The sequence below is a fragment of the Streptomyces sp. NPDC087845 genome (genome assembly GCF_044742755.1).
Taxonomy (GTDB): Bacteria; Actinomycetota; Actinomycetes; order Streptomycetales; family Streptomycetaceae; genus Streptomyces.
The window spans coordinates 370,394-395,609 of sequence record NZ_JBIUVC010000010.1 but is presented as its reverse complement, the minus strand read 5'-3'; the positions used below and the strand labels follow the sequence as shown (position 1 = coordinate 395,609).

The window sequence follows — 25,216 nt, the reverse complement described above, 5'->3', positions numbered from 1 at the left end:
ACGCGAAGGGGGCTCGCGGGCGTCGCACCCGCATCAGCCCCGCCCGCGCCCGTCGCGCCCGCATCCATCGCGCCCGCGTCCGCCCCGTCCACGTCCGTCGCACTCACATCCGTCCCGCCCGCGTCCGTCCCGCCCGCGTCCGCCGCTCCCACGTCCGTCACCTCGGCGCCGGTCACGGGAACGGGTGCGGGACGTGCTTGATCGCGGACTCCGGGAGATCGCCGTCCCGCCGCCCCGCCGCCCGCAGCGCGGTCCGCAGCCGGGGCATCAGCAGGGCGCGCTGCCGGGTCCAGCCGAAGTCCAGCGGCAGGAAGCCGGGGACGACGGTGGCGACGGTGTGCAGGCCCATCCGGCGCTGCTCGGGAGTGGTCTGGTCGACCGCGATGACGTCGTGCCCGGCGGCGGCGAGCTGGCCGCACAGCAGGTTCAGGTCGTCCAGCAGGTCTCCGGTGCGAGGGCGCCGCGGCTCCCAGTCGCCGAAGGTGCCGGCCAGCGGGTGAACGGCGACGGGCTCCAGGTACTCCTTGGCGTGCTCGGTCATCGCGGGCAGCCCGTAGAGCTGGGCATGGTCCTTCAGCTGCCGTACGAGGGTGAAGTCCTGGGACATGGCGGTGAGTTCGCCGTGGCGTTCGGCAACCTGGTAGGGCAGGTGGGGAATGTACGTGAGGACTTCGGACAGGGCGGACTCGACGGTGCTCTCCGGGTCGAATCCCGCGGCGGCGGCGAACGACAGCGTCCCGTACCCGCCGTCCCTGCGCACCGCGAGGGCCGTGACGACGGGGACGGCCAGATCCATCCGGGTGTCGAAGGCATGGACGTCGTAGCCGTGCAGCTCGGCCCGGTCGGTCATCGTGCGGACGGCCGGGGAGCGGCAGGTCCCGAGATCGATCGCGGCGAGGGGCGCACGGCCGTACCAGGCCAGGAGAAAGGCGTCCCGCTCGATGATTTCGAGGAGTCCGAAGAGGATCGCCTCCTCCAGACTGCCGCCGGTGGCACAGCCGTTGGAACACTCGAAGACGAAGTTGTCGGCCTCGACCCCGGCGCTGTAGTGGGCGAGCCTGGCGGGCACCAGGACGGGCCGGCCGTCGCGCAGGGAGTGGCCCCACACCCAGGGGATGGGCCGGTCCGGGTCGAACGGGGACACCATGGGGTCGCTCGCGTAGGTCTCGGGGGCGTAGAGACCGCAGTCGGCGGGATCGAGCGCCCGGTCGGCCAGCTGGGTGTAGGAGCCGACGACGGGCGAGGTGCCGCGTCTGCGCGTGGTGCCCGCGTACCGCTCCAGGCCCTCCAGGTGGGCGAGGACGCGGCTGGTGTCGTAGCTGTTGGCCTGGCCGCTCCAGGTGACGTCGTTGAGGCCGGCGTAGCCGCGTACGAAATGGGTGCCGGCGACCGGTGCCGTGGTGGTGGACGTCGGATTGATCCAGATGTCGGAGCCCAGGGTGCCGCACACCGGGTTGGCGAGGGCCGCGGTCGGCAGGGGGTAGGAGGCGAGGGGGCGCAGCCGGTAGCCGTCCGGGTCCGGTTTGGGTGTGGGGCGCAGGACCATGCGGGCCGATACGGCGGTGTCGGGGACCTCCTGGACGCAGGAGGGGCACAGGGGTTCCGGCAGGAGCGGGAAGGTCGCGGTGGCGAGGGTCACCAGGTCGATCCGGGTGACCCGGGGCAGGGCGCGGTCGGCGGGCGTCGCGTCCGGGGTGTCGTGGCCGCCGCCCAGTGCGGCGCGGTGGACGGCCCAGACGGCGTCGACCGCGTAGTCGGTGAGGACCGGCCAGTCGACGGCGCCGTGCGGCGCGCCGCCGAGCTCCAGGGCCTCGCGCTCCGAGCGGCTGCGCAGCCGCTGCCAGCGCATGGCCAGGCACTGACCGCAGGCCGCGGCGCCGGGCCCGCCGCCCCAGGGGCCGATGAGCACGGCGCGGGACGTGAGCTGGACGTTGGCGGCGGGCCGGATTCCGGCGTACGGGTCGGGGCGGCCGAAGCCGAGGGTGTCGGCCGCGCCCAGGGGGACGACGAGCGGGGCCGGGAGTCCCGCCGGTGCGGACAGCCTGCTGTACCGGAGGGTCAGTTCGTGCTGGAGGTCGGCGCGGGCGGCTTCCAGCGGGCTCTCGCCGCGTACGGGCGGGTCGGCGGTGGCGGTCGTCATGATTTGTCGCTCCAGCGGAAGGTCTTGAGCGCGATCGCGCAGAGGACGAGGGCGAAGCCGGCGAGCACCGCGCAGGACAGGCCGATGTCCGCGGTGGTGCCGTCGCCGGTCAGGGCTCCGGAGATCCCGTCGTTGAGGTAGCGCAGCGGCAGTACCCGGGAGAGGTTCTGCATCCAGGCCGGCATGGCGTCCAGCGGGAAGAACGAACCGGACAGGAAGGCCATGGGGATCATCAGGCAGTTGGCCACGGCGGCGACGGCTTCGGGCGTCTTCGCGTAGCTGCCGACGATCACGCCCAGCGCGAGGAACGCGGTGATGCCGATGACCAGCACCGGCAGGGCGAGCGGCCAGCGGCTGTCCAGCCGGAGGCCGAACGAGGGCAGCAGGGCCACGGCGACGAAGAGCGCGGCCTGCACCGCGCCGATGCCCAGCGCCAGGACGTAGCGGGAGGCGAGGACGGCGGAGACCGGCGTCGGGGTCATCCGGATGAGGCGCAGGATGTCGTCGCGCCGCCATTGCATGAGGACGAATCCGACTCCGAACACGGCCGCGTTGCCGACGCCCCACGACAGGACGCCGGGGGCGATGTAGTTGATGTACGGCTTGCCGCTCTCCTCGACCGTCTGCCCGTGGAAGATCAGTCCGAAGACCACCAGGAAGATGAGCGGGAAGGCGAAGGTGAAGAAGAGGGTGGTCTTGTCGCGCGTGTAGGCCCGGTATCCGGCCTGGCTCAGCGCCGCGTATGCGCTCATCGGGGGGTGTCTCCGTATCGCTGCTGGGTGCGAGGGTGATGGGGCTGCGTGTGGGGGGGGGTCCGGCCCCTTACGGCTGGGGGGCTCCGGTGAGCGTCAGGTACACGTCTTCGAGGCTCGCGGTGCGCGTCTGCACGCCCTGGAGTCCGGCCAGGGCGTCGACGGCGGCCAGCACCCTGCCCGATTCGAGGGTTTCCAGCACGAGCGCGTCCGGCTCCTCGGTGACGTTGTCGACGCCCTCGATGGCCCGTGCCTGGTCGACGGTCAGGCGGCCGGCGGGGACCAGCAGCCTGGTGGTGGGGCCGGCCGCGGCGATCAGGCGGGCGGGGCTGTCGAGGGCGGCGACGGAGCCGCCGACCATGATGGCGACGCGGTCGCAGAGCGCCTCCGCCTCGTCGAGGTGGTGGGTGGTGTAGATGATGGTGCGGCCCGCGCCCTTGAGGTCGCGCAGCACCTGCCACAGGGTCCGGCGGGCCTGCGGGTCGAGGGCCGCGGTCGGCTCGTCCAGGAAGATCAGTTCGGGTTCGTGGACGAGTGCGGAGGCGATGGCGAGCCGCTGGCGCTGACCGCCGGAGAGGTCGTCCACCCGGGTGTCGCCCTGCTCCGTGAGGCCGACGGAGTCCAGCGCGCGTTCGGCCGCGGCACGGTCCGTCCGGTAGAGGGCGGCCATGGTGCGCAGGTGCTCGCGGGCGGTGAGACGGACGAAGAACGCCGAGGTCTGGGTCTGCACGCCGAGTCTGGGCAGCAGGGCCGCGTTGCGCGGCCAGGGGCTGGTGCCGAGGACGGTCACGGTCCCGGAGTCGGCCCTGCGCTGCCCCTCCATGATCTCCACCAGGGTGGTCTTGCCCGCCCCGTTGGGGCCGAGCAGCCCGAAGAACTCGCCGCGCGGCACGGTGAGGGACACCCCGTCGACGGCATGCGTGTCGCCGTACCGCTTGTGGACGTCGTCGAGTACGACGGCCGCCGGCGGAGGGCCGCCGTCCGGGCCGGTCTGGTTCCCCGGGGAGGCGGACGGGGCGGTGGGGGTCATGGACTTCTCCTTGCGGTGGGTGGTCACACGGTCAGCAGGTGGTGGGCGCTCGCCAGGACGGCGCCGGCGATCAGTACGAGCACCAGCACCGAGCCCAGTCCGTAGGCGAGGTAGGCGGTCCGGGCGCGGCGCGGGTATCCGGCCGCCGCCGGGTCGCGGCGGGCGGCCAGGCGCAGGTACGTGCCGGTCGACGCGGCCAGTTCGGTGGCCCCGCACAGCTGGCTCGCGATCCGGTAGCCGTCCAGCGGCGGGAAGGGGACGAGCATGGCGAACGCCTGCACGCTGCCGAGGAGCAGCAGGGCGCCGAGCGCGTCGTGCGTGGCCGCGTCGAGCGGGGCGAACAGCCACAGCGCGCAGAACGGGAGCAGGAACAGCAGGTTCATCACCGCGCCCGCCAGCGCCGTGTGGATACGTTGCCAACGAGAGCCCAGGTAGAGGTAGTTGTCGACCGTGCAGTACATGATGACCACGGGCAGCCGCCAGCGCAGGCCGATTTCGGCCACGGTACCGCCGTAGTGCCGGGCGACGAGTCCGTGGGCGAGCTCGTGCAGGGCGGTACTGAACCAGAGCAGTGTGGCGGCGCCGACCAGAAGCACCGGATTGGTGAACAACTCCCGTGCGTTCACGAGAAGTTGACCGATGTTCAGCACGACGGCCGCCTCCATCGCCGCCACCAGGCACAGCAGGGGCACCAGCCACCCCGGAGCCAGCAGGAAGCCGACCGCCCGGTGCAGCCGGGCGGTGGTGGCGTCCGCGTCGGCGACCAGCCGGACGCTGCCGCGCAGCACCCCGCGTCCGGGTGGCGCGGGAGACGACGCGGAAGACACCGCGGAGGGCGCCGCGGAAGGCACCGCGGGAGATGGCGCGGAAGGCACCGCGGGAGCGGGTGCGCCGGCCGGGGCCCCGGCCAGCAGGCCGCGGGAACCGAGCATCCGCAGGATCTGCTGCCAGCGGGCGCCGTCCAGTCTGCGCCCGTACTCCCGCGCGTACTCCTCCCCGATCTCCCGCAGGCTGCGCTCCCCGTCCATCCTGACGATGAGGAAGTGCTCCTTGGAGCCGACCTTGAAGGAGCTGCCGTCGCCGGTGTCCTTGATCAGATGAACCGTCGCGGCACCGTGCAGCAGCGCGTCGCTGAGCAGGACCCCGGGCCGCAGTGCGGGCCGGTACTCGGCGAGGGCGTCGGCGGCGCTCACCCCGGCTCCCGCAGGGCCCGGCCGAGCACGTGCGAGAGGTACGCCTCGTCCCTGATCGTCACGTGCAGCCGGTTGTTGGTCATATGCATGTACGGGGAGAGGAGCAGCGGCAGGGAGGCCGCCGGATCGGTGACCAGCTCGTCGCGCTCGCCGTCCCAGGAGCGGAAGGTCAGATCGCCCTTGAGGGTCAGCGCGACGGCTCTGCTGCGCAGCTCGGCGCAGTGCTCGGCCCAGCCGGCGAGGTATCCGGGCAGCCGTGCCGCGCCCTCCTCGCCCGCCACGGCGGCCCGGATCCGGGCGAAGCGGGCGGCCAGGCCGGGTGCCATCGAGGCGTAGTTGCGGTCGTACTCGTCGCTGCCGATGAAGCCGGTCCCGGGGAAGGCCCGGTGCCAGAACTCGTAGTAGCTGTCGAGGTAGTCCGCGAGCTCCTGCCGGTCCGGCAGGAAGGCCGCGGCCATCACCATCATCAGCTGGGCGGAGGTGCCGAGCAGCACGGTCCGCAGATGGAGGTTCTTCGTCCGGAAGGCATCGATGACGAGGTCGCTGGAGTGCCTGAAGTGCCATTCGGCGAGCTCGATCCCGGCCGGGCCGCCGTACTTGCCGTACTCCGGTTCGTAGCGCTCGTCGCTGCGGGAGTTGTTGGGGCGCAGGTTCATCCGGCCCTGGTCGTCCAGGTAGTGGCCGCGTTCGGCGCCGGGGAACTCGATGTCGAACAGGGTGTTGTAGAAGTCGTTGAGGAACCCGGAGTCGACCTCGTACAGCGCGGGCCGTTCGGCCAGGAACGCGTCGACGGCCGCCTCGGTGCGGCGCCGTACCTCGGCCTCGGCCTCCGGGGCGGCGGGCCTGATCCGCAGCCGCACATGGGGGCCTTCGAGCCAGTAGTTGATGAAGAAGTAGCCCGCGAGCAGGCCGTCGGCCTCCAGCTCCGCCACCAGGGGGCGGATGCAATGGGTGAGCATCGGCCGGGGGTTGGCGGCGTAGAAGATGTGGGTGGCCTGCCAGGCCCCGGCCCGGCGGGTCCGTTCGGCGGCCCCGGTGGGTGGTGCTGTGCTCATGACTGGTCTCTCCTTCGGACGGGGGCGGCGGTCTCCACCGCGAGTTCGGCGACATGGCGGCCCCGGCCGGAGACGGTGTGCAGCCCGTCCTCGTCGGGCAGCATTTCCCGGAACACGACCCGGGCCCCGGCGCTCCTGATCAGCGCCTCGAACGCGGACAGGGAGAGCGGGCTGTCGAAGTCGACGTAGCCCGGCTTGGCGCCGGTCGCCCCCCGCGCCCCGCTGTCGGCGACGGTGGCGAAGACCCGGTCGGGCAGCCCGTGGGCGCGGCGGAACGCGTGCCAGCCCAGGAACCAGGCGTCGTCGCCGGTCCCCGGCCCGCGCAGCGGCAGCACGGCGGCGGGCGCGCTCCAGCTGCGCCTGCTGAGCACCACACTGCCGTGCCGGACCCGCGGCCTGAGGGTGACGCCGCCCGCCGAGGCGCCCTCGGGCACCCCGCCCCACACATTGAGCGGGGACATGGAGGTCGGCGAGAGCAGCAGCAGGGTGCGGGGCAGTTCGGGCAGGGCGAGCGGGACGAGGTAGCCGAGGTAGACGGGCACCACCTCCTTGCCCAGCCGGGTGGAGCGCAGCACGAGCCGGTCGGAGGCCCGGTCGTGGGCGAGGTGGAGGTCGTCCAGCGGGATGCGGTGGGCGGCGGGCAGGGTGCCGCGCTCGCCGGGGCAGACGATCTCGTACTCGGTGAGCCGGCCGTGCAGGTTGAGGTTGCTGGTGACGGGCCCGCCGGTGACCTCGGCGAGGACGGCGCCCTCGGGGAGGAGTCCGGCGGTGGCGGCGAGCAGTTCCTCGTCGAGGCCGTCGAAGAGGTGCGTGAACCTGCTGAACGGGAAGGAGACACCGCCGTAGGAGCGGTTGAGGACGACCAGCGGGTCGACGGGCCGGTCCACGATCTGCACATGGTGCGCGAGCGGGGTGAACTCGGCGGCCAGCGGGTCCAGTTGGGACGCCACCTCGTCGAGGAATTCCTCGTCGACCTGGATCTCGGCGCTGGTGCAGCCGCCCTTCTCCCAGGCGGACCACAGGGCGCGCATGCGCTCCACGAAGGTCTGCCGGGCCGTGTCGAGGGCCTTGAGCTGCGGCAGGGCGAGCCAGTTCTCCTCCGGTACGTAGTTCCCGTCCGCGTCGAACGTGGTGTGCTTCGCGGTGAACGACATGTACTGGTCGAAGAAGTCCTCGTGGAAGTCGTGGACCAGCTTCAGCAGGTCGTCGCAGCGGCCGCCCTGCCCGTACCGGGCGAGGAAGAACCCCTTGAACGTGACGCGCTGCGGCAGGGTCAGGTCGAAGGCGGGCAGCACGCGTTCCACCGCGCCGAGCGGCCCGGCAGCCAGCGCCTCCCAGTCCGGGGCGGAGAGCGCGGTGCGCTGCCCGGCCGCCACGTCCTCGTACAGCAGGGTCTGCGGGATCCTCGCCCGGTCCGCGCCGAGCTCCTCCTCCTGGACGGTGCGCAGCGCGGTGCGCAACTCCTCCATCAGGGCCCGCCGTTCGGCCGGGCCGGCGTCCGCGAACCGTTCGACGCAGGACGCCGGTGCGTCGAGCCGGTCCGCGAGCCGGTCCGCCCAGGGGCGGTCCAGGCCGCGCAGCGAGGTCTGGAAGGCACGCAGCGGATCGGTGTCGTGAACCTCGGTCCGCAGACAGGGGACCTGCACCATGCCGAGGTCGAGGAGCGCCTGAAGGTAGTGGGCGCACTCCTCCTCGTCCGCGCCCCGGTCCTCGGCGAGCCAGCCGGCCAGCTCCCCGTAGCGCAGGGTTTCGCGCTCCTCGAACAGGCCGAGGAGGCGTTCCAGGGTGCCGCTGCGGCGGAGGAAGAACAGCCGGTCCTTCACCGCGTCGAAGGTGACGGCGGTGTCCTCGTCGCCCTGGGTGACCCAGCGGCGCACATAGCGGACCCGGTCGTCGTCGCGGTTCCAGCCGGAGGCCGGGGCGACCGGCAGATCGGCGCGGCGGACCGGGTCCGCGATCACCGCCTCCGCGAGCCTGCCGACGGCGACGACGTTGAGCCGCAGCCGCCCGGACCACGCGTCGTCCACCCGGACCCGGAGCCCCGGGCCGTCGGCGGGTTCGCCGAAGGTGCCGAGGGCGACCCCGGTGAACGTGGAGAAGGGGCTGGTCTTGCACGCCGTGCGGTAGAGGTACGAGAGCAGCGAGCGCTCGATCTTGCGCTGCTTCTTGTCCGGGCGCGCGTCGCCACCGCTGCGCGCGTACGCGTCGAGCTGCGCGTCCAGCGCCGGGGACGCCAGCAGCAGCGCCTTGCGCAGCCGCTCCTCCCCCGCCAGCCCGCGCAGCACACCGCGGGCGCGCCGGGTCTCGTCGGCGAGCAGGCCGGCGCCCTCCGCCCGGTGCTCGTCCAGCCGGCGCCGGCCGGTCAGCCAGTCCGCCAGCGCCGCGCCGGCCGCCGCGTCGAGGTCCCGCACGAGGGCCGGCGCGCGGTCGGCGGTCCCGGGGCCCGGCAGCCGGTTGTTGAAGACGTCGCGGCGCAGTCCCAGGAGCGTGCGGCGCAGCGCCTCGTCCTCGCTGCCGCCGATGAGGTCGTGGATCAGGTCGCCGAGCCGCTCGCCGTCGGCGCGCAACCGCTCGGTGGCGTACAGGACTTCGTCGGCCCAGCGGCGGCTCTCCGGGCAGCGCAGTGCCCGGACGCTCTCGACCGGCAGCCCGGCGACCCGCAGCATGAAGCGGGAGCGGGTGGCGGTGGCGGTGGGTGGGTGGTCCGGGGTCATGGCGGGTCTCCCCTTCTCGTTCCGGTGGTCGTCCAAGGTGGCGGCGCTCAGGCGATCTCGTACCGGAAGTCGGCCGGGGCGGGCCGCTCGTTGCCGATCATCATGATCAGCAGCGGCGCTTCGCCCGTCCCGGCGAGCGAGAGTTCCTCGATGTACGAGATGTTGTCGAAGCCGAGCGCCACTCCGCAGCCGACGCCCACGGCGGACGCGGCGGTGTAGGCGGTCTGGGCGATCGCCCCGACGGTGGCGTTGACCAGGCGGTATCCGCGGTCCCCGACGGCGTCGAGGACGGCTTCGGTGCGCACGGTGGGCACCAGGACCGCGCCCGCCTGCTCCAGGTTGTAGTTCGACAGGAAGTAGTTCTTCTGCAGGAACTCGCCCGGCCGGCCCGGTTTCACCAGCCGCAGACCGTGCGCGTCGGGGTCGTACTCGTACGCACCGGGCGCGATCCCCTCGACATGGCCGACGAACGCGTAGAGCTTCGCCAGCCGCTGCCCTCCGGTGTCCCCGCCGATCCGCGATCCGGCCACGGAGGCCGCCAGGCAGGCCGCCAACTGCGCGGCGCCGACCGGGCGCTGGGCGTCGAAGCGGCCGAAACTGCTGCGGCGGGTGCGCAGCGCGGTGCGTACGTCCGTGTCCAGCGGCGGAGCGGGCGGCAGCGCCACCTCGGGGCGGGTCCGGTCGGCGGGGTGCGCGGCGGCCGGGGCGAGCGCCGCCGGGTCGGGGCGGTCGGTGGCACCGGCGGCGGTGACGGCCTGCATCCGCCGGAGCGCGTCGAAGGCGAGGACCGTGCGCGAGCGTTCGCGGTCCCGGTGGCGCACGGAGACCGGGGCGGCGGGCGCCGTGCGGGAGGCGGCCCCGGCCCACTTCAGCGGAACGACGGCGAAGACGCCCTCCGCCTCCGCGTCCACACCGAGCAGCCGCTGGAGCCGCTCCTCGTCGAACCAGAGCGCGGGCTCCACCTCCAGTCCCCGGGCGCCGGCCCACATGCGCCAGGTCTGTACACAGGCCCCGAGGTCCATGGACACGGCGTGGAAGGAGAAGTTGTTGTACTTGAAGGCGTTCTGCCAGTACTTGATGCCGAGCACCAGGTACTGATCGGTCTGCGGGCCGGGCGCCCCGTCTCCGAGCGCCGCCCGCACCTCGCCCGACACATCGCCGGTCAGCAGCCGCTGCATCGCGTGGTGCCGGGTGGAGTAGTAGTGCACCCCCGGCGGCACGGGGCCGCTCGGCCCGGACACCCAGTAGAGGCTGACCGGGTAGAGCCCGCCGCCGGACGCGGAGCCCCGGGACCAGTTGGCGAGCGGGTAGTGCGGCAGGGCGCTGAGGTCGGTGTTGGTCTGGACGCCCAGGCGGCGGCCGGTCAGCCCGTAGGAGTCACGGAGCATCCCGGAGAGCAGCGCGAGGTCGAACTCCGCCTCCCCGTCGGTCTCCTGGGCCAGGCCCCGGTCGAGTGCCGCGTCGGCCGGGTAGTCGCAGCCGGGCAGCGGGAGGCTGTCGACGCCGGGGTAGAACTTGGCCTTGCGGGGGCCGTCCGACCAGTTCGGTACGTAGTCGGCGGGGTCCATCGGGACCCGGCCGCGCTGAAGGATCGCGGCGGCGTATTCATGGGCGTACCCCATGGCGGGCTCCTCGGTCACGGGAAGGGGTGCGGGGCGGGGTTGAGGTCGGCGTCGGTGAGGTCGCTCTCGCGCAGCCCGGCTTCGCGCAGGGCGGTGCGCAGCCGGTTCATGCCGAGCGCGCGCTGCCGGGTCCAGCCGAAGTCGATCGGCAGCAGTCCGGGCACGATGACGCCGACCGTGGTGAGGCCCAGCTCGCGCTGTTCGGGCATGGTCTGGTCGACGACGATCACGTCGAATCCGGCCGCGGTGACGGCGTCCACGCAGCGGGTCAGGTCGTCTCGCAGGTCGTCGGAGACGGGCAGCACCGAGCCGTCCCCGTACAGCTGGTCGAAGGAGCGCAGGGGCGGGCGCGGCGCTCCCGGTTCGCCGAGCAGGAAGTGCGCGTGGCGGCCCATCTCCGGGATGCCGTAGGCCAGGGGGTGGTCGTGCAGCGCCTCGACCCGGTGGAAGTCGTCCGCCATGGCGCGCAGCCGCTCGTGGTCGCGCTCCGTGCGGCGGCGGAGGTTCACCGCGTCGGTGGCGATCTCGCACAGCGCGCCGGCCAGGGCCGCCTCCGGGTCCAGTCCGGCACCCGCGCCGAAGCACATCAGGCCGGGGCCGCCGTCCGTCCGCACGGCGACGCCCGTGACGACCGGGATCGGGAAGGAGATGCGGGTGTCGAAGAAACGGGCCTCGTAGCCGTACATCTCCAGCCGGTCGGCCATCTGGCGGGTGGCCGGGCGGCGGCTGGTGCGCGGGTCGATCTCCGGCAGGGCGGCCCGGCCGTACCAGGCGAGCAGGAACGCGTCGCGCTCGACGACCTCCATCAGCCCGAAGTAGGCGGCCTCCTCCAGGCAGCCCCCGGAGGCGCAGCCGTTGGAGCTCTCCTGGACGAAGCGGTTCTCCAGGCCGGGCGCGTGGTAGTACGTGAGGACCTCGGGCACCAGGACCGTGCGCCCCTCGCGCAGGGACCAGCCCTGGACCCAGGGGATCGCACGGTCCGGGGAGAACGGGGTGACGCGGGGGTTGGCGCGGTAGAAGGCGTCCGAGTACAGCCCGCACACCCGCGGGTCGAGCGCGTGCTCGCCCCGGGCGCGCAGGGCGTTCAGGGAGTCCCGCGTCCGCGCCTTCCTGGACCGCGACCGCATGCCCGCGTACCGCTCCAGGCCTTCGAGCACCCCGATGCGCATGCTCTCGGCGAAGGTGTCGGCGTGGCCGCCCCAGAAGGTCTCGCGCAGGTACTCCCCCGAACGCATGGAGAAGCAGCCGATGGTGGCGGAGGTGGAGGTGGAGGAGACGTCCTGGACGACGGACGGGCCGAGCGAGCCGCACACCGGGTTGGCATACGGCTCGACGGGCAGCTCGTACTCCTCGATGTCCCGGACCCGGAAGCCGCCCGGCCGGCGTTTGGGCGCGGGGCGCAGGGTGAGCGCGGCAGCCTCGGCGGTGTCCGGCTCCGTCACCCCGCAGCGCGGGCACTCGGGGTCGGGGACGAGCGGGTAGTGGCGGACCAGCAGGGTTTCCAGGTCCACCAGGTGCACGGCGGGCAGGGCACCGGTGTCCGGTCCGCCGCCGCCGAGCCGCGCGGCGACGACTCCCGCGAGCGCCTGGGCGGCGAACGGGGTGAGGTAGGGGGACTCCCCGGCGGTCCGGGTGCCCGAACCGAGCTCCAGCGCCTCGCGCAGCGCGACGGAGCGGACCGCCTGCCAGCGCCGTTCGAGACAGTGCGCGCAGACCCGCCGGCCGGCGGGTCCGGGGGGCGCGAAGGGGCCGACGACGACGTGCCGCCCGTAGAACCGGACCGGCACGGCGGGCACGCCGGGCGCAGCGGCTGCCCCGGATGCGGCGCCCGGACCGGCCGCGGCTCCCAAACCTGATGCGGCGCCCGGACCGGCCGCGTCGGCCGCGAAGGCGTCGCGTACGCCGAGCGGCGCCACGTCCAGCGGGGACGGGGTGCCGTGGTGGGTCAGCGCGTCCTGGAGGAGCGCCGCGAGGGTGCGCGCGGAATCCGCCAGCGGGGCGGGGTCCGTCCGTGCGCGGTGTTCACGGGCCGGGGTCTCAACGGGCATCGGGCCCGCCCTCGCCGTCCGCCGTGAGCAGCACCCGGGCGGTGCTGATGCCGCCGGCGGCGAGATCGGCCGGAGTCGTGGGCACGTACAGCACGTCGCGTCCGGCGAGCCGGAGCCGGTCGAGGACCGCCGCGAACGTCGTCGCGGGCCCGTCCGCCGTGACCGGGGCGCCGGTCACGGCGATGCTCCCGGCGGCGAGGTCGCGGACCAGCGGGTCGCCCGGGTCGACGTCCGCGCCCGGGTCCTCGGCGGCCAGCTGCGCCCGGCCGAGCAGGTCCCGCAGCGCGGCGCAGGCCGCCTCCCGGCGCGACAGCCCCGCGCAGGCCGCCCAGCGGCCCTCGCCCCTCCCGCCGCCGGACTCCCGGGCCAGCACCACCTGGGCCGAGGTGCGCTCCCCCTCCCCCAGGTCCAGCAGTTCCACGGCGAGATCCAGGTTGGCCGCGGACTTCAGCAGGAACACCAGCTCCGGGTCGTCGCCGTCGGCGGCGACCGGGCTCACCCCGGTCGTGCCCCGGACCGCCCGCAGCAGCGCGTCGTGCGCCAGCGCCGACATCAGACCGACGCCCGCCGCCTCCCGCGCGTCCGCGCCCGCGCCCGAACCCGCGGCCGTCGCGAGGTGGGTCCGGTCCCGGTTGTGCGCCCCGAAGCTCCGTACGGCCGCGGCCGGCACCCGGACCCGTTCCTTGCCGATCAGCGAGGTCGCCACGGTCCAGGCGCCCGGCAGGGCGCCGCTCCCGCCGCCGGTCGTCAGGGCGTCCGGGCCCAGGATCCGGTCCGCCGCCGGCTCGGCGGCCGTGTCGAGGGGCACCAGGTGCTCCACGTACGCGGTCGCCGCCGCGTACAGCGCCCGCATCCGCGCGCCCGCCAGGTGGTGCACGTCGAAGGCGGCGATCCGGCGCCGCGTCCCGGCGCCGAGCGCCACCTCCACCCGGCTGATCTTCAGCGGGGTCTGGGTCAGCCCCTCGTCGTCGTAGCGGCTGAAGATCCCGGTGTACGGGCGCACCAGTGCCGTGCTGATCCGGTTCAGGTCCTCGACCACGGCCTCCGCGTCGCGGGCGGTCTCCACGGTCGGGGTGACCGGAAGGGCCAGTCCGTCCGGCGGTGCGGCCCCCGGCTCCCGCGCGTCCAGGGCGGCACAGCGGACGCAGCGGGGGTGCGGCTGGACCGGTTCGGACATGACGTCCAGTGAGGCCAGGTCCTGGACCAGGACCTGGCCGTCCGTCTCGGCGGGCAGCGCCCCCGTGGTGAGGCGGAAGATCTCGTAGCCGAGGAGGTTGCCCACCATCGCGGCGACCGGGCCGGACAGTTCGTCCCGGGACACCGGGACGGCGCCCGCCGCCTCGCCCCAGAGCTCGGCGGCCTGCCCGGCGGCCACGTTGCCGCCCAGCCGCAGCACGGCACAGGACCAGCAGCCGGTGGAGGACGCGGTGGAGAGCGGGCCGACGACCAGACGCTCGCCGAACAGCCAGGCGGGGATCAGGGTCCGGCCCTCGGGCACCCCGGCGGCCAGCAGCCGGTGGGTACGCGCGCCGGCACCGGCCCCGGTCACCACGACGACGTCGTAGCCGTCCAGGGCCTCCCAGCCGGCCTCCGTACCGGCGCCGATGGGGTCCACCCGGGCGGCTGTCCGGCCCGCCTCGGCCGTGACCTCGCCGGACTCCGCGGCCGTGCCGATCCGCACGCATCCGTTGCGCAGCAGGCTCAGCGCGCACCACCGGGCGACCTCGTCGTCCCCGAGCACGGCGACGCGGGTGGCGCGGAAGCGGGCGAAGCGTTCCGGCGCTCCGTCGGCGTAGTGGTCGACGTAGGCGATCTGTGCCGCGAACCGTTCCGCCACCTCGTCCGGCACCGGCCGGTCCCCGGTGCCGGCCGCGGGCACGTCGCGGGCGAAGCCCCGCTCGTACAGCGTCTTGACCAGCTCTGCCGCCATCGCCCGCTGCCCCGGTCCGAAGCCCGCGCAGACATCGGCGAGCCGGTGGTGACCGGCGAGGTGCGGGACGACGAGGGAGGCGAAGCGGTAGGCGGTGCGGCCGGCCAGATGGAACCCGCCGTCGGCGTTGTGGAAGAGCACGCCGCCGGGCGTCTCGGTGAACAGCACGTCCCGGCGGATGCGGGGCCGGGTCGCGGCGAGCGCGTCGAACGTCCCGGTCGCAGCGGTTGCGGCAGTCTGGGCACTCTCGGCCATGGGGTCACACCTTCTCTGTGCGGTGGATGCGTTCCTGGTCGGTTCTTCGTACGTAGGCGCGGAGCAGTCGGTGGATGCGGTACGGGCCGGGCGGGCCGTCCTCCAGCAGTCCGGCGTCGGCCAGCTGTTCCAGTACCGCTTCGGTGGCGGCCGGGACGTCCTCGGCCGTGAAGGTGTCCCCGGGTGCCGCCGCGACGCGCAGGAACGCCTCGGAGAGCCGTGGGCCGAGCCGGTTCAGCGCGCCGTCGAAACGGGCCGTCACGGAGAGGCCCGGGGAGTCGGTGAGGGTGAGCCGGGCGAGCGGGTCCTCGCCCAGCCAGCCGACGGCGTCCCCGAGCCGCAGTCCGGGCCGGGTCAGCAACCGGGCCGTCAGGATGCGCAGGGCGAGCGGGAAGTGACCGCACAGCGCCGCGAGCCGGCGTGCGGCGTCCGGTTCCGCCTCGACGCGTTCGGTGCCGAGCACGGACAGCAGCAGCGCGTACGACTCCGCCCCGGTGAACGCGGAGAGCCGGTGCACCCACCCGCCGTGCGTGGCGATGAGCCCGGCGAGCCCCATCCGGCTGGTGACGATCACGGCCCCCTGCGCCCGCGCGACGACGGGCAGCAGCGGGCGCACCTGGTCGGCGTCGACCACGTCGTCGAGTACGAGCAGGGTGCTTCCGCCCGCCTGCCCGGGGCACAGGGCCGCCGAGACCTCCGCCGCGACGTCGGCGGCGCCCCGGGGTCCGCCGTCCGGCCGGGTCATCCGGACGAGCCGCCGGCCGGCCGGGAAGCTGTCCCGCACCAGGTGCGCGACGTGGTGGGCGAGGGCCGATTTGCCGATGCCGGGCGCCCCCGACACCAGGACGGCGAGCGGGTGCCGGTCGCCCTCGCCGGGCGCGGCGGGGGCGGTGAGGCGGGCCACCATGGCGGCGGTCTCGGCGTCCCGCCCGGTGAAGTTCGGTACCGCGGGAACCGGCGGCGGGACGGGGGGCGCGGTCACGTCCGGCGCGGCCGCGGCGCCGGACGTCCCCGGCGGGCGCGTGGCCGCGGCCGGCTCCGCGGGCCCGGGGCCCCGGACCGCGACCACTTCCCCTTCGACCACCCGCGCGGCGGCGCCGGGCAGTTGAGCGGTGCCCGGCCGTCGAGGGGCCCGGCCGGGCGCCGCCTCCAGGTCCTCGCCGCGCAGGATCGCGAGCTCCAGCTGCTGGAGGGCCGGAGAGGGGTCGACGCCCAGCTCGTCCAGCAGGAACTCCTTGATCCTCCGGTACTCCGCGAGGGCCTGGGTCTGCCGTCCCGTCCGGTAGAGCGCCTCGATCAGCTGCTCGTGGAGCCGCTCATGGCCCGGGTATACGCGCGTAGCGGTCCACAGTTCGACGAGGGCCTCTCCGTAGCGGCCCAGTCCCAGCAGCAGATCGCAGACCCGCTCCACACTGCGCAGCCGTTCCTCGGCGAGGCGCGGCACCTCGTCCCGGTGCAGCACGTCGGAGCGCACATTGGCCAGCAGCGAGCCCTGCCACAGGGACAGCGCGTCCTTGAGCGCGCAGAGCTCCGCCTCCGGATCGTCCGACAGGACCAGCGCCCGGCGCACCTGGTCCCGGAAGCCGAGCAGGTCCAGGGAGTGCGGCTCGGCGGTGATCCGGTAGCCGCCCGGCACCGCCTCGATCGAGGTCTCCGTCACCCCGTGCTTGGTGAAGAGCCGGCGCAGCCGCAGAACACAGGTCTGGAGCGCGGCCTTGGCGGTGGCCGGCTGCTCCTCTCCCCACACGGCCCGCTGGAGGTAGTCGGCGGACACCACGGCGTTGGCGTGCAGGAGAAGCGCGGCCAGCAGGATCGTCGGCTTCGACGGCTGGAGCACGACGGCCTCGGGACCGTCCGTGAGGGTCAGCGGCCCTAGCAGCTGAAACCGCATCACGGCGGTCTAGTCCCAGCCGTTGACCAGCGTGCACACCTCTGCGGGTACGGCGGGCAGGGGGAGCCGGTCCACCACCGCCTCCAGGTATGTACAGAGGGTCTGGACGGCGGGCGCGGGACCGTGCCGCTGCGCCGAGGGGGCCGCTCCCGAGGCGGTGGCGGCACCGGCGGAGAGCGCGAGCGAGACGAGGGCGAGACCGGTGACGGCGGCGGTGCGTGTAGCGCCGGCGTACTGCCGCGAAAGCGAAGACCTGAGCACGTTTTCCCCTTCGGCTGTTGCGTCCTGCCGGGGGTTCCCGGCAGGACGACGATGCCAGCGGGGAGGGCGCGGGGGCGTGCCCGGCCGTGTCAGCTTGCTGCACGGGCCACGGCAGCTTCGTGCAAGGGTCCAGGCCACGGTGTCCGGAACGGCACCCCGGACCGCACGGACGCGGATCCGTCCACCGCGCGCCCGCGACCCGTCCCCGGTCGCACGGACCCGAATCCGGCTGTGGGGTGTGGGGAGGGACACCCCACGGACCCGAATCCGGCCCGGGGTGTACGGACACGAATCCGGCCCCGGGGTGTTTGGAGGAACACCCCGGGGCCGGATCAGGTCATCCTATGTCGGCCGTCGGGCCGCACCGATGCCTGCTAGGGCCTCTCGTCTGGATCACGCCGGGCTCGCGGGGTCCGGCACGCACGCTCGCCGCGTTGTCGTCGGTCGCCGACGCTCCTTCCCCGAGCTCTCGGCTCCGCCTTGCGATCGCACGCACCGGACCCCGCTCCCTGATCCGGCCTGATCCAAACGAAAGACCCTAGTCCGCGGCGATCGCGTTCAGGACGTTCATCCTGCCCGCCCGGAACGCCGGGACCAGGGCCGCGAACAGGCCGACGAAGGCCGAGGCGACGAAGACCGTGAGGATCGTCGGCCACGGGATCTCCAGGACGCCGAGGCCCTCCAGGGCCAGCAGCTTCTGGGCCGCCGTGCCCCAGCCCATGCCGAGGCCGAGGCCGAGCAGGGCGCCGAAGACCGCGATGACCACCGACTCCAGGCGGATCATCCGGCGCAGCTGGCGGCGGGAGAGGCCGATGGCGCGCATCAGGCCGATCTCACGGGTCCGCTCGACCACCGACAGGGCCAGGGTGTTCACCACACCCAGCACCGCGACGATGATCGCGAGCGCCAGCAGGCCGTAGACGATGTTCAGCAGCTGGCCGATCTGGTCCTTCAGCTGCTGCTTGAAGTCGGCCTGGTTCTGCACCTCGTACTGCGGGTAGCCGTCGAGCGCGTCCTTGAGGGCGGCGTACGCCTCCTTCTCCTTGCCGTCCGCGGCCTTCGCGAACATGATCATGTCGTCCGGCAGGACGTCGGCGGGGACGTAGCGCTCGGCGGTCGAGATGTTGATGTACATCGCGCCCTTGTCGATGTTGACGTCGTCCGAGGTGATGGCGGCGACCTTCAGCTTCGCCGTCTCACCGCCCTTGAACGCGACGGTGATCCGGTCACCGACCGAGACGTGGTGCTTGGTGGCGTACGTCTCGCCGACGGACATGGCGTCCTTGCCGTACGCGTCGGTCAGCTTCCCGGAGACCGTCTCGCGTCGGACGTCGTCCTTGTACGTGGGGTCGACGGCGGTCAGGCCCTCGTTCCCGGTGGTGCCGTCGGGGGCGGTGAGGGAGGCACTGACGTACTTGTAGTCGGTGAAGTGCTCGATGCCCGGCACGGCCTTGAGGGACTTCGCCGCCTGATCCACGATCAGCCCGCCGCCGCCTCCGGTCGGCTGGACGATGAAGTCGGCGCCGACCGACTTGTCGAGTTCCTCGGTGGCCGAGGCGACCATGGAGGAGCCGACGACGGAGAGGCAGGCCACCAGGGCGAGGCCGATCATCAGGGCGGCGCCGGTCGCTCCGGTGCGGCGCGGGTTGCGCAGGGCGTTGCGCTCCGCGAGCCGTCCGACGGGGCCGAACATCCGCAGCATGACCGCGCTCAGCACCCGGACCACGAAGCCCGCCAGCAGCGGGCCGATCACGATGAAGCCGATCAGGCTGAGCACCACGCCCGCACCCAGGTAGAGCGAGCCCTCGCTCGACTTGTCGGCCCGCGTCGCGGCGTAGAGCGCGGCGCCGCCGGCGAGGGTGAGGACCAGGCCGATCGCGGCCCGGACCCGGCCCGCGCGGCCGTCCGCCGGGGTTCCGGAGTCGCGCAGGGCGGCCATCGGGGAGATCTTCCCGGCGCGGCGGGCCGGGATGTACGCGGCGACGACGGTGACGACGATGCCGAGCGCGAGGCCGGTCACCGGGGTCGTCCAGGCGACCGTGAGGTCCTTGGTGGACAGGTCCATGCCCGCGGCGCCCATGAGTTTCATCAGGCCGACGGCGAGGCCGACCCCGGCGCCGACGCCGAGTACGGAGCCGACGATGCCGAGGAACAGCGCCTCGATCAGCACGGACCGGTTGACCTGCTTGCGGCCGGCGCCGATGGCCCGCATCAGGCCGATCTCGCGGGTGCGCTGGGCGACCAGCATCGAGAAGGTGTTGACGATCAGGAAGATGCCGACGAGGAAGGCGATCCCGGCGAAGCCGAGCATCGCGTACTTCATGACGTCGAGGAAGGAACCCATCGAGTCCTTGCTGTTGTCCGCGGCCTCCTTCTGGGTCCGGAGCTCGTACGCGGAGGTGTCGCCGAGCGCCGCGGCGACGTTCCGCTTCAGCTGCGGGTCGGTGACGCCCTCTTCGGCGGTGACGGAGATGATGCTGAAGACGTCCCGCTTGCCGAGCAGCTTCGTCTGCGCGGTGACGGTGTCGAAGTAGACGATCGCCGCACCGGGGTTGGTGACCTTGAAGGTGGCGATGCCGCTGATCTTCGCCCTGATGTCGCCGGTCGCGGCGATGGTGCGCAGCTCGTCACCGAGTTTCAGGTGGTGCTTGTCGGCGGTGTCGGCGTCGACCATCACCTCGGTCGGGCCGCGCGGTGCGTGGCCGGAGGTGATCTCCATCGAACGCAGGGAGTTCTTCGTCCAGTTGCCCGCGATCGTCGGGCCGCCCGATGTCGAGCCCATGTTCTTGTCGTGGCTGTCGACGACGGTGACGGACATGCTGGAGACCGCGCCCTCGGCGTCCTTCACGCCGGTGGCCCCGGCGATCTGCTGGACGGCGGAGGCGGGGAGCGTGACGGGCTTGCCGTTCTCCGGAAGCCGGTCGTTGTCCTTGGGGCTCTTCGGGGTCACGGTGACATCGGCCGACGTGGCGGCGAAGAGCTTGTCGAACGTGGTGTTCATGGTGTCGGTGAAGACGAGCGTGCCGCACACGAACGCCACCGACAGCAGGACCGCGACGGCGGAGAGCGCCATGCGTCCCTTGTGCGCGAAGAAGTTGCGCCTCGATGTCTTCCAGACGGTCATGACGTCCGCCCGCGCGAGTCGAAGTCCTTCATGCGGTCGAGGACCTGATCGGCCGTCGGGTTGTACATCTCGTCGACGATGCGTCCGTCGGCGAGGTACAGCACCCGGTCCGCGTAGGAGGCGGCGACCGGGTCGTGGGTGACCATGACGATGGTCTGGCCCAGCTCGTCGACGGACCTGCGCAGGAAGCTCAGCACCTCGGCGCCGGCCCGCGAGTCCAGGTTTCCGGTGGGCTCGTCACCGAAGATGATCTCCGGCCGGGCGGCGAGCGCCCTGGCCACCGCGACGCGCTGCTGCTGGCCGCCGGAGAGCTCCGTGGGCCGGTGCTTCAGCCGCTCGGCGAGACCGACCGTCTCCACGACCTGCCGCAGCCAGGCGGCGTCGGGCCTGCGGCCCGCGATGTCCATCGGCAGCGTGATGTTCTCCAGCGCGTTGAGCGTGGGGAGCAGGTTGAACGCCTGGAAGATGAAGCCGATCCGGTCGCGGCGGAGCTGGGTGAGCTTCTTGTCCTTGAGCCCGGTGATCTCGGTCTCGTCGAGGAAGATCTGACCGGAGGTCACGGTGTCGAGGCCGGCCAGGCAGTGCATCAGGGTCGACTTGCCGGAGCCGGACGGGCCCATGATCGCGGTGAACTGCCCGCGCGCGATGTCCACATCGACATGGTCGAGCGCGACGACCCGGGTCTCCCCCGCCCCGTAGGCCTTGACGACCTGTCGTGCTCGCGCAGCGACGGCCGTACGCCCTCCAGTGCCCTCGTGCCTGGGAATGGTTACAGCCGTTGTCACGGTTTTTCTCCTATGTCGGTCAGTGTTCGGGATGTCGTGGAGTACGCGAGAAGTCTGGTGTCGCGGGGAGGTCCGGCGCACTGGTGCCCAGCGCAGTCTTGGGGTGAGGTTTTCCCCACCCCGCCCTCTGCGGCCGTCCGCATGCGCGGTGGGAATCGGCCGCTTTTCGCGGTGTAGGAACAGGTTAAGGAACGGCTCCCCGCCGTCACGTCCTCCGCCGGGAGGAACCGCCCCCGGGCGGAAGTAGGGAGCGCCCCCTAGGGGTCTCGGCCCCCAGGTGGAGGGCCGTGTCAGGGGCTGCGTCCAGGGGTGCACGTGCCGGGGTCCGCAGCGCTCGCCGCAGCCGTCGGCCGGCAGTGGCCCCTCCCCGCCGCGGCCCCCGGGTGAGACAGTGTCCCGAGAAAATACGTGCAGGGGGAAGGAATCTCGTGAGCGGCGCGGGCGGCAGTACGGGCGGCAGTACCGAAGCGGTGTCCGGCTCCGGGGCGGGCCCGGTCTCCCCCTCCCCCGCGACACCGCGCGGGCGCGGCCCGGTGGTCGCCGCCCTGATGCTCGGGATGGCCCTGGCGGCCATCGACGGCACCATCGTCTCCACCGCCGTTCCGCAGATCGTCGGCGATCTCGGCGGCTTCTCCGTCTTCTCGTGGCTGTTCTCCGGCTATCTGCTGGCCGTGACGGTCTCCCTGCCGGTGTACGGAAAGCTCTCCGACACCTTCGGCCGCAAGCCGGTCCTGATCGCCGGCATAGCCCTCTTCCTGTTCGGCTCGGTGCTCTGCGCCGCCGCCTGGAACATGGCCGCGCTGATCGCCTTCCGGGTCGTCCAGGGTCTGGGCGGCGGCGCCCTCCAAGGAACCGTGCAGACGATCGCCGCCGACCTCTACCCGCTCAAGGAGCGCCCGAAGATCCAGGCCAAGCTGTCGACCGTATGGGCCACGTCGGCGGTCGCCGGTCCGGTGATCGGCGGGCTCTTCGCGGTGTACGCGGACTGGCGCTGGATCTTCCTGATCAATCTGCCGATCGGGGCGCTCGCGCTCTGGCTCGTCGTACGCCACCTCCACGAGCCGTCCCGCAACCGCCGGGCGGCCGGCGCGCCCCGCCCCCGCATCGACTGGGCGGGCGCCCTCGCCGTCTTCGCCACCGGCACCCTGCTGCTGACCGCGCTCGTCCAGGGCGGGGTCGCCTGGCCCTGGTTCTCCGCCCCGTCCCTCGGGCTGCTGGCCGGCAGCGTCGTGCTCGGCGCGCTGACCGTCGTCGTCGAGCGGCGGGCCGCGGAGCCGATCATTCCCGGCTGGGTCTGGCGGCGGCGGACCATCGCCTCGGTCAATCTGGCGCTGGGGGCGATGGGTCTGCTGATGGTCGCCCCCACGGTCTTCCTGCCGACGTACGCCCAGTCGGTGCTGGGCCTCGGCCCGATCGCCGCCGGATTCGTCCTGTCCGTGATGACCCTGAGCTGGCCGGTGTCGGCGGCGTTCTCCAACCGCGTCTACAACCGCATCGGCTTCCGCCGCACCGCGATCATCGGCATGAGCTGCGCCCTGCTGATACTGCTCGCCTTCCCGCTGCTGCCGTATCCGGGCGAGCCCTGGCAGCCCGCCCTGATCATGCTGCTGCTCGGCGCGGCGCTCGGGCTGTTCCAACTGCCGCTGATCGTCGGGGTCCAGTCGACGGTCGGCTGGGCCGAGCGCGGTACGACGACCGCCTCCGTGCTCTTCTGCCGCCAGGTCGGCCAGAGCGTCGGAGCCGCGCTCTTCGGTGCCGTCGCCAACGGGATCCTCGCCTCCCGGCTGGCCGCCGCCCCGGTGCCCGGACTGCCGGACGACCTGGACGCGATATCGCACGCCCTGGACGACCCGGGCAGACTCTCGGGCGCGGCGACGGACTATCTGCGGCGGGCCGTCGACGCCGCCGTCGACCATGTCTACCTGGGCGCCGCCGGGGCAGCCGCGCTCGCCCTGCTGGTACTGGTCTTCGTGGCCCCGCGCCGCTTCCCGGTCCTCCCCGAGGAGCCCGGCGACGACGCCCCGGCACGGTAGACCGCGGACGTACGCCCGGCCCGCATCGCGCTCCGGCACCGGGTGGGGGCGGACGACGGACGACGGGGCTCCACCGGCCCCACGGGTGAACAGGTGCCGTCGAATGCCTTTCCGCCGGACTCCTGCCGGGCTTCCGCCGGTCGACACCTCATGCAACTGAGCCATTACCATGAGGAGTTCCGGCCAATGTCTCCCCAACTCCCCATACCCGCGAGTAATGTTCGCGCTTCCTACAGCACCACCGCACTCCTGCCTTGCCGTCCAACCCAGGACCCGAGCCATGCAAGGAGCAGCACCCAGATGTCGTACGGAAGCCCACCCCCTTCCCCGTACTCCTCCTGGCCCGAACGGCTGCCGAAGCCGTCCCGGCGGCATCAGCCCCCGCCTCCGCACCAGCCCGACTACCTGCTGCCCTGGCAGAGTTCGGCCCTCTCGCCGCTCCCGGAGCGGCAGGACCCGCCCGCCACACCCGTCGCCGCCCCCGCCCGCCACGGCGATCTGCGCCGGCTGCGCACCGCGTACCGGCTCCTGCGGCGCATCACGACCCTCACCGCACTCGGCTACTTCGTCGTCTTCCTGCTGCTCTCCGGATTCGCCAAGGACCTGATGGACCGCGCCCTGTTCGGCGGTCTCACCGTCGGCCTGACACTGGGGCTCTGCCAGTTCCCGGTGACGCTGCTCGCCGTCGTCCTGTACGAACGGACCGCCCGGCACACGGTCGACCCGCTGGCCGCCCGGATCCGAAGAGCGGGAGCGGCCCGGTGAACGGATTCGACAACTCCGCGCAGTCGATGTCCCTGGTGGCCTTTCTCGCCGTGGCCACCGTCGCCCTGCTCCTCTGCGTGATGACCGGTCCGGACCGCGACGACCTCGACGAGTTCTACACCGGCTCCCGCACGCTCTCGCCCCTGCAGAACGGCCTCGCCCTCGCGGGCGACTACCTCTCCGCCGCCACGGTTCTCGGCACCACCGGCATCATCGCCCTCACCGGCTACGACGGGATGATCCTCGCCCTGAGCATCACCCTCTCGCTCGTGCTGCTGATGTTCCTGCTGGCCGAACCCCTGCGCAACGCGGGCGGGTTCACCGTGGGCGACCTGCTCGTGCGCCGCGCCCCCGGCCGCGCGGTCCGCATCACCGCCTGCGCGACGACCCTCGCCGCACTCGTTCCGATGATGGTCGTCCAGCTCGCCAGCAGCGGCGACCTGCTCGCCTTCATCCTGGGGTTCGACAGTTCGGGATTCCGTACCGGCGCCATCATCGGGCTCGGCATCCTGATGATCGGCTACGCGGCGATCGGCGGCATGAAGGGCACTTCGCTGATCCAGATCGTGAAGATCCTGGTCCTCCTGATCGCCGCGTTCACCATCTCCGTACTGATCATGAACCGTTTCGACTGGAACACCGGCGCCCTGCTCTCGGCCGCCCGGTACAGCAGCGGCGCGGGGGCCGCGTACCTGCGCTCGGGGCTCCAGTTCGAGGGCAGCGGGCTCGACATGGTCAGCTCCGAACTGACCGTGGTACTCGGTGCCGCCTGCCTGCCGCACGTGGCCATGCGCATGACGAGCAGCCGCTCCACCCAGGCCGTCCGCCGCTCGATGTCCTGGGCGGTCGCGGTGGTCGCCACGATCTGTCTCCTCGTCGTCGTGATCGGCTTCGGCGCGGGGGCGCTCGTCGGCCATGACCGCATCACCGCCGCCGGGGCGTCCGGGAACAGCTCGATCCTGCAGGTCAGCGGCGAGGTCGCGGGCGGCGGCCAACTGGGCGCGCTGGTGGTCACGACGATGACGACGGCGATCTTCCTGACCCTGCTCGCCTCGGTCGCCGGAATGATTCTGGCCTGCGCCAACTCCCTCGCGCACGATCTCTTCGCCCACGGTCTGCACGGGGTGCGCGACCCCGACAGGAAGCCGCTGCCGGGTCTGTCCGAAATGCGTACGGCACAGGCCTCGGCGGTCGCCGTCGGGCTCCTCGCCACCACGCTCGCCGTCGTCGCCAGGCACTGGAACGTGCAGGCACTGGCGACGCTCGCGTTCTGCGTCGGCGCGTCGGCGCTGGCCCCGGCGCTCGTCTACAGCATGTTCTGGCGGCGCTTCACCCGTACGGGACTGCTCTGCACCCTGATAGTCGGCACCCTCACCGTCCTGGTGCTGATCACCGGCACCAATCTGGTCTCGGGGTCACCCACGTCGGTCTTCCCCGGGTACAACTTCAACTGGTTCCCGTTCACCACGACCGGACTCGTCTCCATCCCGGCCGGATTCCTGGCGGGCTGGCTGGGAACGGTCCTCCCCCGCCACACGGCACCCGAGGCACGGCGGCTGTACCAGGCCGAGGAGCCATGCCTCCTGGCGGGCGCACCCCCGGCAACGCGGCACTGAAC

At 72.9% G+C, this 25,216-nt stretch carries 15 protein-coding genes; 3 read left to right on the top strand and 12 right to left on the bottom strand.

The window, feature by feature from the left end; all coding sequences use genetic code 11:
- Positions 1-172: 172 nt before the first annotated feature.
- The 12 genes from ACIOMQ_RS26505 to ACIOMQ_RS26450 all read right to left on the bottom strand — a co-directional run bounded on the left by ACIOMQ_RS26505 (position 173) and on the right by ACIOMQ_RS26450 (position 20,800).
- Positions 173-2,140, bottom strand: a complete 1,968-nt coding sequence (locus ACIOMQ_RS26505) for a TOMM precursor leader peptide-binding protein (RefSeq protein ID WP_362199923.1) — start codon at positions 2,138-2,140, stop codon at positions 173-175.
- Positions 2,137-2,892 (bottom strand): ABC transporter permease, encoded by a 756-nt coding sequence (locus ACIOMQ_RS26500; protein WP_362199920.1) that lies wholly within the window; start codon positions 2,890-2,892, stop codon positions 2,137-2,139. Before ACIOMQ_RS26500 ends, ACIOMQ_RS26505 begins: the two co-directional genes overlap by 4 nt.
- 70 nt (positions 2,893-2,962) lie before the next feature.
- Positions 2,963-3,922, bottom strand: a complete 960-nt coding sequence (locus tag ACIOMQ_RS26495; protein WP_362199917.1) for an ABC transporter ATP-binding protein — start codon at positions 3,920-3,922, stop codon at positions 2,963-2,965.
- Between the two features lie 23 nt (positions 3,923-3,945).
- A complete protein-coding gene (locus tag ACIOMQ_RS26490) occupies positions 3,946-5,115 on the bottom strand; it encodes a site-2 protease family protein (RefSeq protein WP_402190631.1) in 1,170 nt (389 codons plus the stop codon).
- Positions 5,112-6,170, bottom strand: coding sequence for a lantibiotic dehydratase C-terminal domain-containing protein (locus tag ACIOMQ_RS26485; protein ID WP_362199910.1), 1,059 nt, complete (start codon positions 6,168-6,170; stop codon positions 5,112-5,114). The genes ACIOMQ_RS26490 and ACIOMQ_RS26485 overlap by 4 nt, the downstream gene beginning before the upstream one ends.
- Positions 6,167-8,884 (bottom strand): lantibiotic dehydratase, encoded by a 2,718-nt coding sequence (locus tag ACIOMQ_RS26480; RefSeq protein ID WP_362199906.1) that lies wholly within the window; start codon positions 8,882-8,884, stop codon positions 6,167-6,169. Before ACIOMQ_RS26480 ends, ACIOMQ_RS26485 begins: the two co-directional genes overlap by 4 nt.
- Before the next feature lie 47 nt (positions 8,885-8,931).
- Entirely contained in the window at positions 8,932-10,506 is a 1,575-nt protein-coding gene (locus tag ACIOMQ_RS26475; RefSeq protein WP_401757373.1) for a SagB family peptide dehydrogenase, read from the bottom strand.
- A gap of 14 nt (positions 10,507-10,520) precedes the next feature.
- On the bottom strand, positions 10,521-12,554 hold the full coding sequence (locus ACIOMQ_RS26470) for a TOMM precursor leader peptide-binding protein (protein ID WP_401942787.1): 2,034 nt from the start codon (positions 12,552-12,554) through the stop codon (positions 10,521-10,523).
- Positions 12,544-14,739, bottom strand: a complete 2,196-nt coding sequence (locus ACIOMQ_RS26465) for a TOMM precursor leader peptide-binding protein (RefSeq protein WP_402190628.1) — start codon at positions 14,737-14,739, stop codon at positions 12,544-12,546. Before ACIOMQ_RS26465 ends, ACIOMQ_RS26470 begins: the two co-directional genes overlap by 11 nt.
- 4 nt (positions 14,740-14,743) lie before the next feature.
- Positions 14,744-16,630 carry a BTAD domain-containing putative transcriptional regulator gene (locus ACIOMQ_RS26460; protein WP_362199893.1) on the bottom strand — a complete coding sequence of 629 codons (1,887 nt, stop codon included), beginning with the start codon at positions 16,628-16,630 and terminating at the stop codon, positions 14,744-14,746.
- 799 nt (positions 16,631-17,429) lie between these two features.
- Positions 17,430-20,015, bottom strand: a complete 2,586-nt coding sequence (locus ACIOMQ_RS26455) for an FtsX-like permease family protein (RefSeq protein WP_362199887.1) — start codon at positions 20,013-20,015, stop codon at positions 17,430-17,432.
- Positions 20,012-20,800, bottom strand: a complete 789-nt coding sequence (locus ACIOMQ_RS26450) for an ABC transporter ATP-binding protein (RefSeq protein WP_362199884.1) — start codon at positions 20,798-20,800, stop codon at positions 20,012-20,014. The genes ACIOMQ_RS26455 and ACIOMQ_RS26450 overlap by 4 nt, the downstream gene beginning before the upstream one ends.
- Positions 20,801-21,228: 428 nt before the next feature.
- On the opposite strand from ACIOMQ_RS26450, the gene ACIOMQ_RS26445 reads away from it, so the two are divergent.
- The 3 genes from ACIOMQ_RS26445 to ACIOMQ_RS26435 all read left to right on the top strand — a co-directional run bounded on the left by ACIOMQ_RS26445 (position 21,229) and on the right by ACIOMQ_RS26435 (position 25,214).
- The gene (locus tag ACIOMQ_RS26445) at positions 21,229-22,833 is read left to right on the top strand and encodes an MFS transporter (protein WP_401266538.1); all 1,605 of its coding nucleotides are present in this window, start codon (positions 21,229-21,231) and stop codon (positions 22,831-22,833) included.
- A 300-nt stretch (positions 22,834-23,133) separates the two neighbouring features.
- Positions 23,134-23,598: a DUF485 domain-containing protein gene (locus ACIOMQ_RS26440; RefSeq protein WP_362199881.1), complete on the top strand. Its 465-nt coding sequence runs from the start codon at positions 23,134-23,136 to the stop codon at positions 23,596-23,598.
- On the top strand, positions 23,595-25,214 hold the full coding sequence (locus tag ACIOMQ_RS26435) for a cation acetate symporter (protein WP_362199878.1): 1,620 nt from the start codon (positions 23,595-23,597) through the stop codon (positions 25,212-25,214). Before ACIOMQ_RS26440 ends, ACIOMQ_RS26435 begins: the two co-directional genes overlap by 4 nt.
- Positions 25,215-25,216: the final 2 nt, after the last annotated feature.